We start from the raw sequence: 15919 nt of genomic DNA, 5'->3' as shown, positions 1-15919 counted from the left end.
GCTCCCGACCCCTTGTCGACCCTCACTCCATACTGTAGACAATATTTCGTCGACACACGCTTCCATCTTCCCTCGCGGTTCCCTCGACCGAACGGAGATCCGCACGTGAAGGTCGCAGTCCTCGGCGCCGGTGCGATCGGCGCCTACGTCGGAGCCGCGCTCGACCGCGCCGGCGCCAATGTCCATCTGATCGCCCGTGGACCGCATCTCGCGGCCATGAGGCAGCACGGTGTACGGGTCGAGAGCCCGCGCGGCGATTTCACCGCCCGGGTGCACGCCACCGACGACCCGGCCGACGTCGGCCCTGTCGACTACGTCTTCCTCGGCCTGAAGGCCAACGCGTACGCGGCGTGCGGGCCGCTCATCGCGCCGCTCCTGCACGACACCACGGCGGTCGTCGCCGCCCAGAACGGCATCCCCTGGTGGTACTTCCACCGCCACGGCGGCCCGCACGACGGCCATCGCGTCGAGAGCGTCGACCCGGGCGGCGCGGTCTCGGCCGTCCTCGCCCCCGAACGGGCCATCGGCTGCGTCGTCTACGCCGCGACCGAGCTCAGCGGCCCCGGGGTCGTCCGCCACCTGGAGGGCACCCGGTTCTCCGTCGGGGAGCCGGACCGCTCGGCCTCCGAACGCTGCGAGGTCTTCGCCGAGGCGATGCGCGCCGGGGGCCTGAAGTGCCCGGTCGAGGCGGAGTTGCGGCACGACATCTGGATCAGGCTGCTCGGCAACATCTCCTTCAACCCCATCAGCGCGCTCGCCCGGGCGACGATGCGTCAGATGTGCCTGCACGGCGGTACGCGGCAGGTGATCGAGCAGATGATGCACGAGACCCTGACCGTCGCCGCGGCCCTCGGCTGCCGCCCCGGCATCTCCGTCGAGCGCCGCCTCGCGGGCGCCGAGCGGGTCGGCGACCACCGCACCTCCACCCTTCAGGACCTGGAGCGGGGCAAGCCGCTGGAGCTGGACGTGCTCCTAGCCGCCGTGGTGGAGCTGGCGGGCATCACCGACGTGCCCGTGCCGACGCTCCGTACCGTCCACGCCCTGTCGGACCTGCTCGCGACCCAGTCCAGGAGCACGGCAGGAAGAAGCGGAACCGCGACCCCAAGACGTACACCCGGCTCACCCACCCGCTCGTACGGGACGAGAAGGGCGGGCCGCTGCGGCCGGCGAGCTGGGACGAGGCCCTGGAGCGGGCGGCGGCCGGGTTCCGGGCGGTCCGGGGCGCGTTCGGGATGTTCTCCTGCGCCCGCGCGACCAACGAGATGAACTACGTGGCGCAGAAGTTCGCGCGGAACATCAGGGCCGGCATTCGGTCCGGCAGGGCCTGCACTCGGTCCGTCGGGGTCGGCCCCCGATCCGTCCGCGACACCCGTCGGCCCCGGCACCTCGCTGCTCGGGGCGCTCAGCGGGCAGGAGCCGTCAGCCCCGGACGCCACAGCCGCCGTCGGCACCCACAACCCCGTCGCCCCGGGAGGCACGACCCGGGGCGACCAACCCACCGCCGCCGCACCCCCGGCCCCCCGCACCCGCCTCGCCGTCGTCGTCGCCCCTGCGACGGCGGGCGAACTCGCCCGGGCCGCCCGGCACCCCGAGGCCACCGTGCCCGAAGCACCCGCCGTCATGGCCGTGCCACAGACCAGGCACGCCGAGTGGGCGGAACACGCGGTGCGGCCCGACGAGAGGCGTGCCCACCTCACGCTCCTCGGGCGCGTCGGGGTCGTCGATCCGACCAGCGTGGACGACTACCGGGCCCACGGCGGATACGCCGCGCTGCGGCGGGCGTTCGCGCTCGGCCCCGCCGGGGTCGTCCGGGAGGTCACGGAGTCCGGGCTCGTCGGGCGCGGCGGGGCCGCGTTCCCCACCGGGCGGAAGTGGCAGGCGACCGCCTCCCAGTCCGACTCCCCCCACTACGCCGTGTGCAACGCCGATGAGTCCGAGCCGGGCACCTTCAAGGACCGCGTGGTCATGGAGGGCGACCCGTACGCGCTGGTCGAGGCGATGACGGTCGCCGGGCACGCCGTCGGCGCCCACCGGGGCTACCTCTACGTCCGGGGTGAGTACCCCCGTGCGTACGAGCGACTCACCCACGCCCTCGACGAGGCCCGTACCCGCGGGCTCCTCGGCAGCGGCTTCGCCTTCGACATCGAGATACGGCGCGGCGCCGGCGCGTACATCTGCGGCGAGGAGACCGCCCTGTTCAACTCCATCGAGGGATACCGGGGCGAGCCGCGTTCCAAGCCGCCCTTCCCTGTCGAGAAGGGCCTGTTCGGCAAGCCGACGGCCGCCAACAACGTCGAGACGCTCGTCAACGTCCTGCCGATCCTCACCCGGGGCGCCGAGGCGTTCCGCGCGACCGAGACCAAGCTCTTCTGCGTCTCGGGCAACGTCGACCGGCCCTGCGTGTACGAGCTCCCGTTCGGGGCGACCCTCGGCGAGCTCCTCGACCTCGCCGGGCGGCCGGACACCCTGCGCGCGGTGCTGCTCGGCGGGGCGGCGGGCGGGTTCGTCCGCCCGGACGAGCTCGACATCCCGCTCACCTTCGAGGGCACCCGGGCCGCCGGCACCACCCTCGGCTCCGGTGTGGTCCTCGTCCTCGACGAGTCCGTGGACCTGCCGCGGATCCTGCTGCGCATCGCCGAGTTCTTCCGCGACGAGTCCTGCGGACAGTGCGTGCCCTGCCGGGTGGGCACGGTCCGGCAGGAGGAGGCGCTCCACCGCATCAAGGACCGTACGGGCGAGGCGGCGGCCGGTGACATCGCCCTGCTGCGCGAGGTCGGGCAGGCCCTGCGCGACGCCTCGATCCGCGGTCTCGGCCAGACCGCGTGGAACGCCGTCGAGTCCGCCATCGACCGTCTGGGGGTCTACAAGTGACCACGGTTCCCCTCGCCCCGCCCCGCCGCCTCCTGGAGTTCACCCTCGGCGACACCCCCGTGCGGGTCCCGGAGGGTGCCACGATCCTCGACGCCTGCCGCGCGGCCGGTACGGACGTGCCGACGCTCTGCCACGGCGACACGCTCACCCCGAAGAACGCCTGCCGGGTGTGCGTGGTCGAGGTCGAGGGGGCCAGGACTCTCGCCCCGGCCTGCTCGCGCCGCGCCGAACCCGGGATGGTCGTCCGTACCGACACCGAGCGGACCCGGCACAGCAGGAAGGTCGTCCTGGAGCTGCTCGCCTCGTCGGTGGATCTGTCGACCACCCCGCGCGCCGAGTGGATCAAGGAGTACGGGGCGGAGCCCGACCGCTTCGGGCCGGACGCGCGCCGCCTCGGCGAGGAGCCGCGCATCGACAACGACCTCTACGTCCGCGACTACGACAAGTGCATCCTCTGCTACAAGTGCGTCGACGCCTGCGGCGACCAGTGGCAGAACTCCTTCGCCATCTCCGTCACCGGCCGCGGCTTCGACGCCCGGATCGCCGTGGAGCACGACGGACCGCTCACCGAGTCCGCGTGCGTGTACTGCGGCAACTGCATCGAGGTCTGTCCGACGGGCGCGCTGAGCTTCAGGCGGGAGTTCGACATGCGCGCGGACGGCACCTGGGACGAGGCGGCGCAGACGGAGACGACGACGGTCTGCGCGTACTGCGGCGTGGGCTGCAATCTCACCCTGCACGTCCAGGACAACGAGATCGTCAAGGTCACCTCCCCGCACGACAACCCGGTGACCCATGGCAACCTCTGTATCAAGGGCCGTTTCGGCTTCCAGCACGTACAGAATCGGGTGTAACCACATGGGACGGGTCACCGAGCGACGGCGCGTCATCCGGATCCGGGGCGACGCCGTCAACGTACGCCCGGACACGCTGGTGGCCGAGGAGCCGCTGGAGATCCGGCTGAACGGCAAGCCGCTCGCGATCACGATGCGCACGCCCGGCGACGACTTCGCGCTCGCCGCCGGGTTCCTGGTCAGCGAGGGGGTGCTCGGCGCGGCGTCCGACGTGCGGAACATCGTGTACTGCGCGGGCGCCAAGGACGACGGCACGAACACGTACAACGTGGTGGACGTCCAGCTGGCGCCCGGTGTCCCCGTCCCGGACATCACCCTGGAGCGGAACGTCTACACGACGTCGTCGTGCGGGCTGTGCGGCAAGGCAAGCCTGGACGCCGTACGGACCACGGCACGCTTCCCGATCGCCGACACTCCCCCGGTCCGGCTCACGCCCGAGCTGCTCGCCCGCCTCCCCGACCGGCTGAGGGCGGCGCAGCGGGTCTTCGACCGTACCGGGGGCCTGCACGCGGCGGCGCTGTTCTCGGAGGACGGCGAGCTGCTCGACGTTCGGGAGGACGTGGGCCGCCACAACGCGGTGGACAAACTGGTGGGCCGCGCCCTGAGCGACGGGCGGCTGCCGCTGGACCGGGCGGTCCTGCTGGTGTCCGGGCGGGCGTCCTTCGAGCTGGCGCAGAAGGCCGTGATGGCGGGCATCCCGGTGCTCGCGGCGGTCTCGGCGCCGTCCTCGCTGGCCGTGGACCTGGCCGCGGAGACGGGCCTCACCCTGGTCGGCTTCCTGCGCGGCCAGGACATGAACGTGTACGCGGGCGAGCACCGGATCGCCCTCGGGGCCGCGGCCACCCGGGGCTGACGGGCTCCGCGCGCTGCACGGGTCGGGCCATCGGCCGGCGGGGAGCGCCCCCTGCGCCGGCCGGTCCCACACCCTTCCTCGAACGGCCGCGGTGACGCGCCGCCATGATGTGCCGCGGTGACGCGCCGCGGTGACGCAACCGCCGTGATGTGCCCGTACGGATGTGCACGGGCGCCCGGACGCTTGGCGCTACCGCGTGCGGCGAGCCGCGCGGGCGCGGGGTGTCTCGGCCGGGGGGTCGATCATCTGGAGCGTGAGGGTCGCCGGGGGTTCGGCGATGCCGGGTCCGCCCGCGGCCGTCCAGGCGAGGATGTCGTCGAGGCAGTCGTCGTCCACCGTGAACCCGATCCAGGCGGCGCGTCCGCCCCGCCGGCGGCCCTCGGTGGAGGGCTGGACCACGACGACGTTGGCCTGGGCGCAGGGGCCGAGGCAGTCGCTCGTACGGACGGAGAGCCGGCCGTCGGATCGCGCCGCGGCCTCGCGGAGCCGGGCGAGCTGGCCCTCGTGGTCGACGCCCGGGTTCTTGCCCGCGTCGCCGCAGCAGCAGCCGCGGCAGATGACCAGGGAGCAGGGACGGGCGCCGTACCGTATCGGGACCCGCGTCACTCGGGTCCGTCCAGGGTGATCGCGTCGACGGGGGCGACGGTGCCGAGGCGCGGGAAGTCGAGGGTCACCGAGGCGTGGTGCTCGTCGGCGGTGAGGGCGGTCATGGCGTCCTCGGCGAAGACCGGTTCGTAGCCGAGGTCGCAGGCGGCGCGGGCGGTGGACTCGACGCCGAGGTTGGTGGCGATGCCGGCGAACACGACCGTGGTGACCGCGTGCGCGGCGAGGAGCTCGTGGAGGCCGGTGTCCTGGAATCCGCCGACGGTCCGCTTGACGACGACGTGGTCGCCGTCGGAGACGAGGGAGGGGACGAGGTCGCTGCCGGGCGGCTGGGTCTCGACGTTCGGCCGCTCGACCCTGATGTGGACGACGGGCGCGCCGACGGCCCGGAAGGTGTCGGCGAGTCGGTCCGCGGCGGCGACGACGTCGGTTCCGGGGCGGGGGGCGAGCGGCAGCGCGACGATGCGTTCCATAAGGTCGACGAGGACGAGCGCGGTGCGGCCGGGATCGAGTGCGGGCATGGGAGCACGGTAGCGGGCCCGATGATCATCGTGGTGGGGGTGGGGACGTGATCCCGCCAACGCGGGCCGGGCGCCCTGAGGCCGCGCTGCCGGGTGGCCCTCAGCGTCGGGCCGCCGTCGCGGCCTCCGCCGTCCGCTCGGGCCGCGGCGTCCCGCCCCGCGGGGCGGCCTCCGGAGCCCGCTCCGGGTCCCTGGCACGGCGCTTCGCGATGACCGCGCAGACCATCAGCTGCATCTGGTGGAAGAGCATCAGCGGCAGAACCGCCAGGGAGGCCTGCGGGCCGAACAGCACGCTCGCCATCGGGAGCCCCGCCGCCAGGCTCTTCTTCGAGCCCGCGAACTGGATCGCGATCCGGTCCGCCCGGTCGAAGCCGAGCCGCCGCGCGCCGTACCAGGTCAGCGACAGCATCACGGCGAGCAGGACGGCCTCGACCGCGAGCAGGAGCCCGAGCCGGACCGGGGTGACCTGGTGCCAGATGCCGGCGACCATGCCGTGGCTGAAGGCGGTGTACACGACGAGCAGGATCGAGCCCCGGTCGACGTACCCCAGCACCTTCTTCTTCCGTACGACGAACCCCCCGACCCAGCGCCGCAGCAGCTGGCCCCCCAGGAACGGCGCGAGGAGCTGGAGCACGATCTTCAGCAGCGAGTCGGCGGAGAAGCCGCCCGCGCCGCCGCCGAGCAGGACAGCGGCGAGCAGCGGGGTGAGCACGATGCCGGCCAGGGAGGAGAAGGAGCCCGCGCAGATCGCGGCCGGGACGTTGCCCCGGGCGATCGAGGTGAACGCGATCGAGGACTGGACGGTGGACGGCACCAGGCAGAGGAAGAGCAGGCCGCTGTGGAGCGAGGGCGTGAGAACGGCCGGTACCAGCCCCTTCGCCGCGAGCCCGAGCAGCGGGAAGACGACGAAGGTGGCGGCGAGGACGGTCACATGGAGCCGCCAGTGCTTGAGTCCGTCCAGCGCCTCACGCGTGGAGAGCCGTGCGCCGTAGAGGAAGAAGAGCAGGGCGATGGCCGCCGTCGAGGCCCCGTCCGCGACGGTCGCGGCGGCGCCGGAGGCGGGCAGCAGCGCCGCGAGGCCCACCGTGCCCAGGAGTGCCGCGATGTACGGGTCGATCGGCAGCCAGGACGGCAGGAGGGTGGTACGGCGGCTCATGTGCTCCACTGCTCTCGGGCGAAAGATCGTGCCTCCCCATCCTGCTCCCGGCCCCGGCGATCGGGAATCCCGTACAGTGCTCTGACTGTCATCACGCATCGCGATGAGCGCGCGCTAGCCTGGACGGCGTGTACGAACCCGGGCAGCTCCGTACCTTTCTCGCCGTCGCCCAGACGCTGAGCTTCACCCAGGCCGCCCGGCGGCTCGGGGTGCGGCAGTCGACCGTGAGCCAGCATGTGCGGCGGCTCGAGGACGCCACCGGGCGCCCGCTGTTCACCCGGGACACCCACAGCGTCGAGCTGACGGAGGACGGCGAGGCGATGCTCGGCTTCGCCCGGACGATCCTCCAGGCCCATGAGCGGGCGGCCGCCTACTTCACCGGGACCCGGCTGCGCGGGCGGTTGCGCTTCGGGGCCTCGGAGGACTTCGTGGTGACCCGGCTGCCCGAGATCCTGGAGTCGTTCCGGCGCGAGCACCCCGAGGTGGATCTGGAGCTGACGGTCGAGCTGTCCGGGACACTCGACGCCCGGCTCGAGGCGGGGCGGCTCGACCTGATCCTCGCCAAGCGGCGCACGGAGGAGAGCGCGGGTGAGCTGGTCTGGCAGGACTCGCTGATCTGGATCGGCTCGCCGCGGCTGCGTCTCGACCCGGACCGTCCGGTGCCGCTGATCGTCTTCCCGCCGCCCGGCATCACCCGCGCCCGTGCCCTCGAAGCCCTGGAGGCGCAGGGGCGGGCCTGGCGGATCGCGTGCACGAGCAGCAGCCTGAGTGCGAACATCGCGGCGGCCCGGGCCGGTCTCGGGGTGATGGCGCACACCCGTGGGCTGGTTCCGCCCGGTCTGTCGCACGTGCCCGCCCGTGCGGGGCTGCCGGACCTGGGCGACGTCGACTTCGTCCTGCGCAAGGGCCGGCAGCGCGGGAAGGCGCAGGAGGCGGCCGACGCCCTGGCCGCGGCGATCCTCGCGGGGGGCGACCGGCTGCACCGGCCCCGCCGCGCCGCCGGACCTCTCAGCCCCTGAGCCCGGCCCCGGACTTCCTGGGTGAGCGAGGTGAGCGAGGCGAGCGAGGTGAGCGGCCGGTACAGATTCCGTGGAGATTCGATCCCGACCTACTTACTGCCGGGTCAGTAACGGCCCCCGACCGCCCGCCACTTGTCCCCTCACCCTGCCCTGACCTGTGACAACACCCAATGTCCCGGCTTGGTGAAGGCCCTCCCGCCCGCCAGTCGGGTGGGGTACCGTCACCCGCGCCGTACGGAGCGCGACAACGAGCGGTCGAGGAGCAGGTCATTGCGCGAGTTCACCGTGCCGCCCATCGAGGCGGCGCCTCAGGTCGGCGGTCTGGCGGACGCCGTGTTCGACCACGCCGAGCAGACGCCCGACCGGGTCGCCTTCGGCCGCAAGGACGCCGCCGGCGCGTGGCGGGACGTGACCTCGGCGCAGTTCCGGGACGAGGTGCTCGCGCTCGCCAAGGGGCTGATCGCGCACGGCGTACGGTTCGGTGACCGGGTCGCCATCATGGCCAGGACCCGCTACGAATGGACCCTGTTCGACTTCGCGCTGTGGACGCTGGGCGCCCAGTCGGTACCGATCTACCCCACCTCGTCGGCCGATCAGGTCTACTGGATGCTGCACGACGCCGAGGTCACCGCCTGCGTGGTGGAGCACGAGGACCACGCGATGACGATCGGTTCGGTGGTCGACCGGCTGCCGCGGCTCCAGCGGTTGTGGCAGCTGGACGCGGGCGCGGTCGACGAACTGATGGCGGCGGGTGCGGAGATCGACGAGGAGATCGTCCAGCGGCACCGCCGCGCGGTGACGCCGGACTCCGTGGCCACGATCATCTACACCTCGGGCACCACGGGCCGCCCCAAGGGCTGCGTGATCACCCACTCCAACTTCATGTTCGAGACGGACATGCTGGTCGGCCGCTGGGAGCCGGTCTTCCACTCCAAGCCGGGCGACGAGGCCTCGACCCTGCTCTTCCTCCCCCTCGCCCATGTCTTCGGGCGGATGGTGGAGGTCGCGGCGGTGCTGAGCGGAGTGAAGATGGGGCATCAGCCGGTGCTTGCGGCGTCCGCGCTCCTGCCGGACCTGGCGTCCTTCCGGCCGACGTTCATCCTGGCCGTGCCCTACATCTTCGAGAAGGTCTTCCACGCCGCCCGCCGCAAGGCGGAGAGCGACGGGAAGGTGGGCCCCTTCGACAAGGCCGTCGACGTGGCGGTCAAGTACGCGGAAGCCATGGAACACAAGGCGTTCGGCATCGGCCCCGGCCCGTCGGCCGGGCTCCGGATGCAGCACCAGTTCTTCGAGAAGGTCGTGTACGGGAAGGTCCGCGACGCCATGGGCGGACGGGTCCGGCACGCGATGTCGGGCGGCTCCGGCATGGACCGGCGCCTCGGCCTCTTCTTCGAGGGCGCCGGGGTGACCGTCTTCGAGGGGTACGGCCTGACGGAGTCCTCGGCGGCGGCGACGGCGAATCCGCCGGAGCGCGTCAAGTACGGGACGGTCGGCCAGCCGGTGCCGGGGACGACGGTGCACATCGCCGAGGACGGGGAGGTGTGGCTGCACGGCGGTCAGATCTTCTCCGGTTACCTCAACAACCCGAAGGCGACCGCAGCCGTCCTCAACGACGGCTGGCTGGCCACCGGGGACCTGGGGATGCTCGACGAGGACGGCTTTCTGACGATCACCGGGCGCAAGAAGGAGATCCTGGTGACCTCGGGCGGCAAGAGCGTCTCGCCCGCCGGTCTGGAGGAGCGCGTACGAGCGCATCCGCTGATCGCCCAGTGCATCGTGGTGGGCAACGACCGGCCGTACATCGCCGCACTGGTGACGATGGATCAGGAGGCGGTGGAACACTGGCTCGCGATGCAGGGGCGGGCGCCGCTGCCGCCGGCCGAGCTGGTGCGCGACCCGAGTCTGGAGACGGAGATCCGACGGGCCGTGGTGGCGGCCAACACCCTGGTCTCGCAGGCGGAGTCCATCCGGACGTTCCGGATCCTGGCCCATCCGTTCAGCGAGGAGCACGGGCTGCTCACGCCCTCCCTCAAACTCAAGCGCAAGGCGATCGAGAACGCGTACGCGGCGGAGGTCGAGGCGCTGTACGGCTGACCGGGGCAGAGGTAAAGGGTTTCTGACGCATCATCAATTGACGTTGTATCAGTTATTGACGGTTCATCAGCCCGGTCACAGAATGCGGTCACCCGACGGAGGGACGACCGACGTGCCGCGACCGATCCGCACCCTCGCCGCCGCTGCGGCAGCGCTGCTCCTGGCCACAGCCTGCAACTCCGCCTCCACCGGAGGGACTTCCGAGAAGCCCGGCTCCTCCGGCTCCTCCGTACGCGGAGTCACCGCCGACGCGATCAAGGTCGGCGGCATCGTGTCCATGACCACCGCGAGCGGCTACTCGAAGAAGGACACCGACCTCGGCGCCAGGGCGCGCTACGACCGGGCCAACGCCGAAGGCGGGATCAACGGACGCAGGATCGACTACCTGGGCGCCGAGGACGACGGCCAGGACCCGGCCAGGAACCTGGCCGCGGCCCGCAAGCTCGTCCAGCAGGACAAGGTCTTCGCCGTCTCCCCCATGAGCTCGGTCACCTTCGCCGGAGCCGACTTCCTCGACGGCCAGAAGGTCCCGACCGTGGGCTGGGGCACGCTCCCCTCGTTCTGCGGTCCGCGGTACATCTACGGCTTCAACGGCTGCCTCGTCCCCACCCCCGGCGGCACGCTCAACCAGACCTGGCCCGAGGGCCTCGCCGCGGTGCTCGGCGGTGCGCGCGGCAAGTCGGTCGCGCTCATCGCGGGCGACAACGACGCCGGCAAGTTCGGCATCCGTACGTTCACCCAGGGGTTCAAGGCGGCCGGCTTCCAGGTCCCCTACGCCAAGGCCGTGGTTCCCGCGACCTCGATGCCCAGCGACTGGTCGGCGTACACGAAGGAGATCCTGCGCTCCGGACCGGGCGGCGGGGCGCCGGACGCCGTCGTCTCCGTGATGCAGACGCCGTACAACATCGGCCTCTTCACCGCCCTCAAGCGGTCCGGGTACAAGGGCCTGCTCACCGATCCGACCGACTACGACCCCGGGCTGCTCGAGAAGGACGCGACGAAGCAGGCGCTCGACGGGGTGCATGTACTGCTGCAGTTCCAGCCGTTCGAGGCCGACAGCCCCGCCATGCGGCAGTTCAAGGCGGACATCAGGAAGGCGGCGGGCGGCAGGGAAGTCCCCCTGAACATGCACATGATGACCGGCTACATGAGCGCCGACCTCTTCCTCTCGATCGCCCGGAAGGCGGGCAAGGACCTCACCGTCGAGTCCTTCCAGAAGGCGGCGAACGGCTTCTCCGACACCGGGACGCTCGTGGGCGACCGGGCCGAGCCCAAGGGGCAGAAGGAGAGCTTCGGATGCGGGGCGCTGGTCCGGCTGACGAACGGGCGCTACGAGGTGGCCGTGCCGTTCACGTGCTATCCGCCGATCCCCTTCGGCTGAGAGGCGCGTCGCGTGGGTGACCTGCTGGGCTTCGTCCTGAGCGGGCTGGTCTCGGGCGCGCTGTACGCGCTGCTCGCGACCGGGCTCGTCCTGTCGTACTCCGCCTCCGGACTCTTCAACTTCGCGCACGGCGCCACCGCCTATCTCTGCGCGCTGGCCTTCTACGAGCTGCACTCCGGCTTCGGCTGGCCGGCCGTGCCCACCGCGCTCCTGCTGGTGTTCGTGGTCGCGCCCGCGCTCGGCTGGGGACTGGACCGGCTGATGTTCCGCAAGCTCGCCGGGGTCGGTGAGACGGCGCAGATCGTGGCGACGATCGGTCTGCTGGTCGCGCTTCCTGCGGCCGGACTGTGGGTGGTCGAGCTCCTGGAGCGGGCCGGCGCCCCGGTCCTGCCGGCGGAGAACCAGTTCGGGCTGCCCGGTGTCGGGCCGAGCCCCGCGGTCTCCTGGCAGCCCCTCGACGGCGTCGGCATCGACTCCGACCAGCTGATCACCTGGGTCGCGACGGCGCTCGCGGCGGCCGGACTGTGGGTGCTGATGCGGCACACCCGGCTCGGGCTGCTGCTGCGGGCGGCCGTCGACAACCGCTCGCTGACCGAACTGCGGGGCATCAGCGCGGACCGGCTGTCCTCGATCGCGTGGATGCTGTCCTCCGGTCTCGCGGGCCTGGCCGGTGTCCTCGCGACCCCGCTCCTCGGGCTCTCCGCCCACGACTACACCCTGTTCCTCTTCGTCTCGGCGACGGCGGCGGTGCTCGGACGCTTCGCGTCGGTGCCCCTCGCGTTCGCGGGCGGGCTCGGACTCGGGGTGCTCCAGAACCTGGTCGCGGGGTACTCCTCCTTCGCCGAGGACATCACCGGCTTCCGTACCGCCGTACCGTTCCTCATCCTCTTCGCCGGACTCGTCGTCCTCGCACAGCGCCGGCGCGCGGCGGGCACGGCGGCCGCGGACCCGCCGCCGGTCGACTATCTGGCCGGGAAGGGCTGGGGCCGCCGATGGGCGGCCTGGATCGTGGCGGCCGTCCTGCTCGGTACGGCCTTCTACACCGTCACCACGCCCTTCTGGAGCGGGATCCTGGCCCAAGGGCTCGCGATCGGGCTGGTGTTCATGTCCTTCACGGTGGTGACCGGCCTCGGCGCGATGGTGTCGCTCGCCCAGGCGACGTTCGTGACCGGCGCCGCCCTCGTCGCGGGGCTGCTGATGAGCCACGGCTGGCCGTTCGTGGCCGCCGCGGCGGCCGGCACGTCCGCGGCCGCTCTGCTCGGCGCGGTGGTCGCGCTCCCCGCGCTGCGGCTCGGCGGCAGGTCGCTCGCGCTTGCCACACTGGCCCTCGCCTTCCTCGCCGACCAGGTGCTCTTCCAACTGGGCATGCTGCGCAACGGGGACACCGGCTGGGAGATCCCCCGGCCGGTCTTCGGCCCGGTGGACCTGGGCGACGACCGCGCGCTGGGGCTCGCGCTCGTCGTGCTCTGCGGGGCGGTGGTGGCGCTGCTGACCTGGCTGCGCGGCTCCCGCCACGGCCGGGCGATCCTCGCGGTGCGTTCCGCGCCGGAGGCCGCCGCGGCGTCGGGCGTGTCGGTGGTACGGACGAAGCTGCTGCTCTTCACGGTGTCGGCGGGGCTCGCGGGCTTCGGGGGCGTGCTGTACGCCTCGTACAGCACCCGGATCACGGCCACGGACTTCACGGCGATGACGGGGCTGGTGTGGCTGGCCGTCGTCGTCGCGGCGGGCGTGCGCCGGCCGCAGTTCGCGGTGGTGGCGGGGCTCGTCTTCGCGGTGGCCCCGCACCTCCTGTCGACGTACGTCACGGAGTCCGCGCATCTGCCGGTGATCCTCTTCGGCCTGGCGGGCCTCGCGCTCGCCAACGACCCGGACGGGTACTGCGCGGCACTGCCGTCCCGGCGGGCGGCGCGGGCGAGCGCCGGGGTGCGTGCCGGAAAGGGTGCCGGAGCGGCCGCGACCGCTCCGGTCCCGGCCGGTGCACCCGGGGCCGGCGGGACGGGCGCCTCCGGGCCCGACGCCTCCGGGCCCGACGCCTGCGGGCCCGACCGGCGGGCGTCGACCGGTGCCGCCGCTCGGGCGCGGACCGGTCCGCCGGCGCCGCGCCCGGCCGATCCGCACGCCGCTGGTGCCCCGTCCGCGCCCCGAAGCGCCCGTGGCGGTCCCGGCATGCCGCCGTACGCCCTCCAGCTGCGCGGCATCCACGCCGGCTACGGCGGCGCGTCCGTCCTGCACGGCGTCGATCTCGCGGTGCGCGGCGGGGAGGCGCTCGTCCTGCTCGGGCCGAACGGGGCCGGAAAGTCCACCCTGTGCCGGGTGGCCGCGGGCCTGCTGCGACCCGCCGGCGGTCTGGTACGGGTACGGGGCGAGGACGCCGCACGGGACACGCCGGTCGCCCGGGCGCGGCGCGGGGTGCGGCTCGCGCCCGAGGGGCGCGGGATCTTCGCCGGGCTCTCGATCGAGGAGAACCTGGCCCTGCAGCTGCCGGCGCCCGAGGACCGGGAGGCGGTGTACGCCCGCTTCCCCGTGCTCGCCGCCCGCCGCACGGTCCACGCCGGATCGCTGTCGGGCGGGGAGCAGCAGCTCCTGGCGCTCGCCCCGCTGCTCCAGCATCCGCCGGAGGTCCTCGTCGCCGACGAGCCCTCCCTCGGCCTCGCGCCCCGTGTCGTGGACGAGGTCTTCCGTCTCCTCACCGAGCTCCGCGCGCACGGCACCGCGCTGGTCCTCGTCGAGGAGAAGGCGGCCGAGGTGCTCGGGATCGCCGACACCGTGGCGTATCTCGCCCAGGGCGGGATCGCCTGGTCGGGGCCGCGCTCCGAGGTGGATCAGGACCGGCTCGCCGAGGCCTATCTGGGAACGGGGTTCCGCCGATGACATCTGCCCTGCTCCGCGCCGACGGGATCGACGTCCGCTTCGGCGGCGTCCACGCCCTGCGCGATGTGACGATCTCCGTGCGCCCCGGTGAGATCTGCGGTCTCATCGGGCCCAACGGGGCGGGCAAGACGACGCTCTTCGACGTCCTGTCCGGGATCAGGCGGCCGGACACGGGCGGAATCGAGTACGCCGGTACGGACATCACCCGCCGCTCCCCCGTCTGGCGGGCCCGTCACGGCATCCGTCGCACCTTCCAGCGCCAGCAGCTCTTCGGGCAGCTGACAGTGGCCGACAACCTGGTCGTGGCCCAGGACTGGCGGGGCGGGCCGCGCCGGGGAGCGCGCGGCCACCGGGAACGCGCCGCGGCCGTGCTCCACGAGTGCGGGCTCGACGCGCTCGCGGGCTCGTACGCGGGCGCGCTGCCCGTGGGGCAGGCCCGCATGGTCGAACTCGCCCGGGCGCTGGCCGACCCGCCCCGGGTCCTTCTGCTCGACGAGCCCGCGTCCGGGACGACCGCCGAGGAGCGCCGCCAGATCGCCGCCGTGGTGCGCCGCGCGGCGGGCGAGGAGAACTGCGCGGTGCTGCTCGTCGAGCACAACGTGGCCTTCGTGATGGAGCTGTGCTCGCGCGTCGTCGTCCTGGACCTCGGCCGGGTCCTCGCCGAGGGGACGGCGGCGGAGGTCCGGGCGGACGCGGCGGTCCGGGAGGCGTACCTCGGCTCCGATCCGGGCAGGGTCGTGGACACGTGATCGAAAAACCGACACGGCCCCCGGCTCGGCGGAATGCGATCACGCCCCCGACCGTTGTCGTGGGGAGTACCACCCGACGACGTAAGGATCGACCGCACGTGAGCACGGACAGCAGGGTCCCCTCCCTCACCCTGAACAACGGCGTGGAGATGCCGCAGCTCGGCTTCGGCGTCTGGCAGGTGCCGGACGACGAGGCGACCCGGGCGGTGGCGACCGCCCTGGAGGCCGGCTACCGCTCCATCGACACGGCCGCGATCTACGAGAACGAGACGGGCACCGGCCGGGCGATCGCCGCGTCCGGCCTCCCCCGTGAGGAGCTGTTCGTCACCACCAAGCTGTGGAACAGCGAGCAGGGTCACGACTCGACGCTCCGCGCCTTCGACGCCTCGCTCGACAAGCTGGGCCTGGACTACGTCGACCTGTACCTCATCCACTGGCCCGTGCCGGCGAAGGACGCCTACGTCGACACGTTCCGGGCGTTCGAGAAGATCTACGCCGACGGCCGGGCGAAGGCGATCGGTGTCTCCAACTTCCTTCCGGAGCACCTGGAGCGGCTGATCGGCGAGACCTCCGTCGTTCCGGCCGTCAACCAGATCGAGCTCCACCCGCACCTCCAGCAGCGGAGCTCGCGCGAGGCGCACGCCCGGTACGGCATCGCGACCGAGGCCTGGTCGCCGCTGGGTCAGGGCAAGGGTCTGCTCGAAGTCCCGGCGATCGTCGCCGTCGCGCAGAAGCACGGCCGCACGCCTGCCCAGGTCGTGCTGCGCTGGCACCTGCAGACGGGGAACGTGGTCATTCCGAAGTCGGTGACCCCGTCCCGCATCCAGGAGAACATCGACGTCTTCGGCTTCGAGCTGGACGACGAGGACATGGCGGCGATCGCCGTCCTCGACGAGGACCGCCGCCTGGGTCCGAACCCGGCCGAGTTCAACGCCGGCGCCTGATCA

General features: G+C 72.7%; 11 protein-coding genes and 3 pseudogenes. 11 read left to right on the top strand and 3 right to left on the bottom strand.

Features of this window, described 5'->3' with window-relative positions; translation table 11 throughout:
* Window positions 1-105: 105 nt before the first annotated feature.
* From ACZ3OF_RS01395 to fdhD, 5 genes and pseudogenes are all read left to right on the top strand, one after another.
* Window positions 106-1068: pseudogene (locus ACZ3OF_RS01395) on the top strand (2-dehydropantoate 2-reductase); the annotation flags it as partial.
* A 14-nt stretch (window positions 1069-1082) separates the two neighbouring features.
* A pseudogene (locus tag ACZ3OF_RS01390) lies at window positions 1083-1337 on the top strand (molybdopterin-dependent oxidoreductase); the annotation flags it as partial.
* Window positions 1338-1494: 157 nt separating this feature from the next.
* A pseudogene (locus ACZ3OF_RS01385) lies at window positions 1495-2871 on the top strand (complex I 51 kDa subunit family protein); the annotation flags it as partial.
* Window positions 2868-3725 carry a 2Fe-2S iron-sulfur cluster-binding protein gene (locus ACZ3OF_RS01380; protein ID WP_467302009.1) on the top strand — a complete coding sequence of 286 codons (858 nt, stop codon included), beginning with the start codon at window positions 2868-2870 and terminating at the stop codon, window positions 3723-3725. The pseudogene ACZ3OF_RS01385 and the gene ACZ3OF_RS01380, both read left to right, overlap by 4 nt.
* A 4-nt stretch (window positions 3726-3729) precedes the next feature.
* Complete coding sequence (fdhD, locus tag ACZ3OF_RS01375; RefSeq protein WP_361666931.1) at window positions 3730-4578, top strand: formate dehydrogenase accessory sulfurtransferase FdhD; 849 nt, start codon at window positions 3730-3732, stop codon at window positions 4576-4578.
* 189 nt (window positions 4579-4767) lie between these two features.
* Here fdhD and ACZ3OF_RS01370 read toward each other — a convergent pair whose 3' ends face one another.
* The 3 genes from ACZ3OF_RS01370 to ACZ3OF_RS01360 all read right to left on the bottom strand — a co-directional run bounded on the left by ACZ3OF_RS01370 (window position 4768) and on the right by ACZ3OF_RS01360 (window position 6858).
* Window positions 4768-5184 (bottom strand): thioredoxin domain-containing protein, encoded by a 417-nt coding sequence (locus ACZ3OF_RS01370; protein WP_467302007.1) that lies wholly within the window; start codon window positions 5182-5184, stop codon window positions 4768-4770.
* Entirely contained in the window at window positions 5181-5702 is a 522-nt protein-coding gene (locus tag ACZ3OF_RS01365) for an isochorismatase family protein (RefSeq protein WP_361666934.1), read from the bottom strand. Before ACZ3OF_RS01365 ends, ACZ3OF_RS01370 begins: the two co-directional genes overlap by 4 nt.
* Window positions 5703-5802: 100 nt before the next feature.
* On the bottom strand, window positions 5803-6858 hold the full coding sequence (locus tag ACZ3OF_RS01360; protein WP_467302005.1) for a bile acid:sodium symporter family protein: 1056 nt from the start codon (window positions 6856-6858) through the stop codon (window positions 5803-5805).
* A 128-nt stretch (window positions 6859-6986) separates the two neighbouring features.
* On the opposite strand from ACZ3OF_RS01360, the gene ACZ3OF_RS01355 reads away from it, so the two are divergent.
* From ACZ3OF_RS01355 to ACZ3OF_RS01330, 6 genes are all read left to right on the top strand, one after another.
* Window positions 6987-7877, top strand: a complete 891-nt coding sequence (locus ACZ3OF_RS01355) for a LysR substrate-binding domain-containing protein (RefSeq protein WP_361666938.1) — start codon at window positions 6987-6989, stop codon at window positions 7875-7877.
* 270 nt (window positions 7878-8147) lie between these two features.
* Window positions 8148-9971, top strand: a complete 1824-nt coding sequence (locus ACZ3OF_RS01350) for an AMP-dependent synthetase/ligase (RefSeq protein WP_361666939.1) — start codon at window positions 8148-8150, stop codon at window positions 9969-9971.
* A gap of 112 nt (window positions 9972-10083) precedes the next feature.
* Window positions 10084-11352 (top strand): ABC transporter substrate-binding protein, encoded by a 1269-nt coding sequence (locus tag ACZ3OF_RS01345; RefSeq protein WP_467302004.1) that lies wholly within the window; start codon window positions 10084-10086, stop codon window positions 11350-11352.
* Window positions 11353-11364: 12 nt separating this feature from the next.
* Entirely contained in the window at window positions 11365-14223 is a 2859-nt protein-coding gene (locus ACZ3OF_RS01340; protein WP_467302002.1) for an ABC transporter permease subunit, read from the top strand.
* On the top strand, window positions 14220-14972 hold the full coding sequence (locus tag ACZ3OF_RS01335; protein ID WP_361666942.1) for an ABC transporter ATP-binding protein: 753 nt from the start codon (window positions 14220-14222) through the stop codon (window positions 14970-14972). The genes ACZ3OF_RS01340 and ACZ3OF_RS01335 overlap by 4 nt, the downstream gene beginning before the upstream one ends.
* Window positions 14973-15121: 149 nt before the next feature.
* A complete protein-coding gene (locus ACZ3OF_RS01330) occupies window positions 15122-15916 on the top strand; it encodes an aldo/keto reductase (RefSeq protein ID WP_361667331.1) in 795 nt (264 codons plus the stop codon).
* Window positions 15917-15919 lie beyond the last annotated feature (3 nt).

It is taken from the genome of Streptomyces sp. NPDC022552, from assembly GCF_055561875.1.
The sequence above is the reverse complement of the archived record's forward strand: the minus strand, read 5'-3'. Positions and strand labels throughout refer to the sequence as shown.

Bases quoted from the DNA above. Each gene is read 5' to 3' on its own strand.
- ACZ3OF_RS01360 (WP_467302005.1), bottom strand. From the start codon at position 6,858: ATGAGCCGCCGTACCACCCTCCTGCCGTCCTGGCTGCCGATCGACCCG.
- fdhD (WP_361666931.1), top strand. From the start codon at position 3,730: ATGGGACGGGTCACCGAGCGACGGCGCGTCATCCGGATCCGGGGCGAC.
- ACZ3OF_RS01365 (WP_361666934.1), bottom strand. From the start codon at position 5,702: ATGCCCGCACTCGATCCCGGCCGCACCGCGCTCGTCCTCGTCGACCTT.
- ACZ3OF_RS01335 (WP_361666942.1), top strand. From the start codon at position 14,220: ATGACATCTGCCCTGCTCCGCGCCGACGGGATCGACGTCCGCTTCGGC.
- ACZ3OF_RS01330 (WP_361667331.1), top strand. From the start codon at position 15,122: ATGCCGCAGCTCGGCTTCGGCGTCTGGCAGGTGCCGGACGACGAGGCG.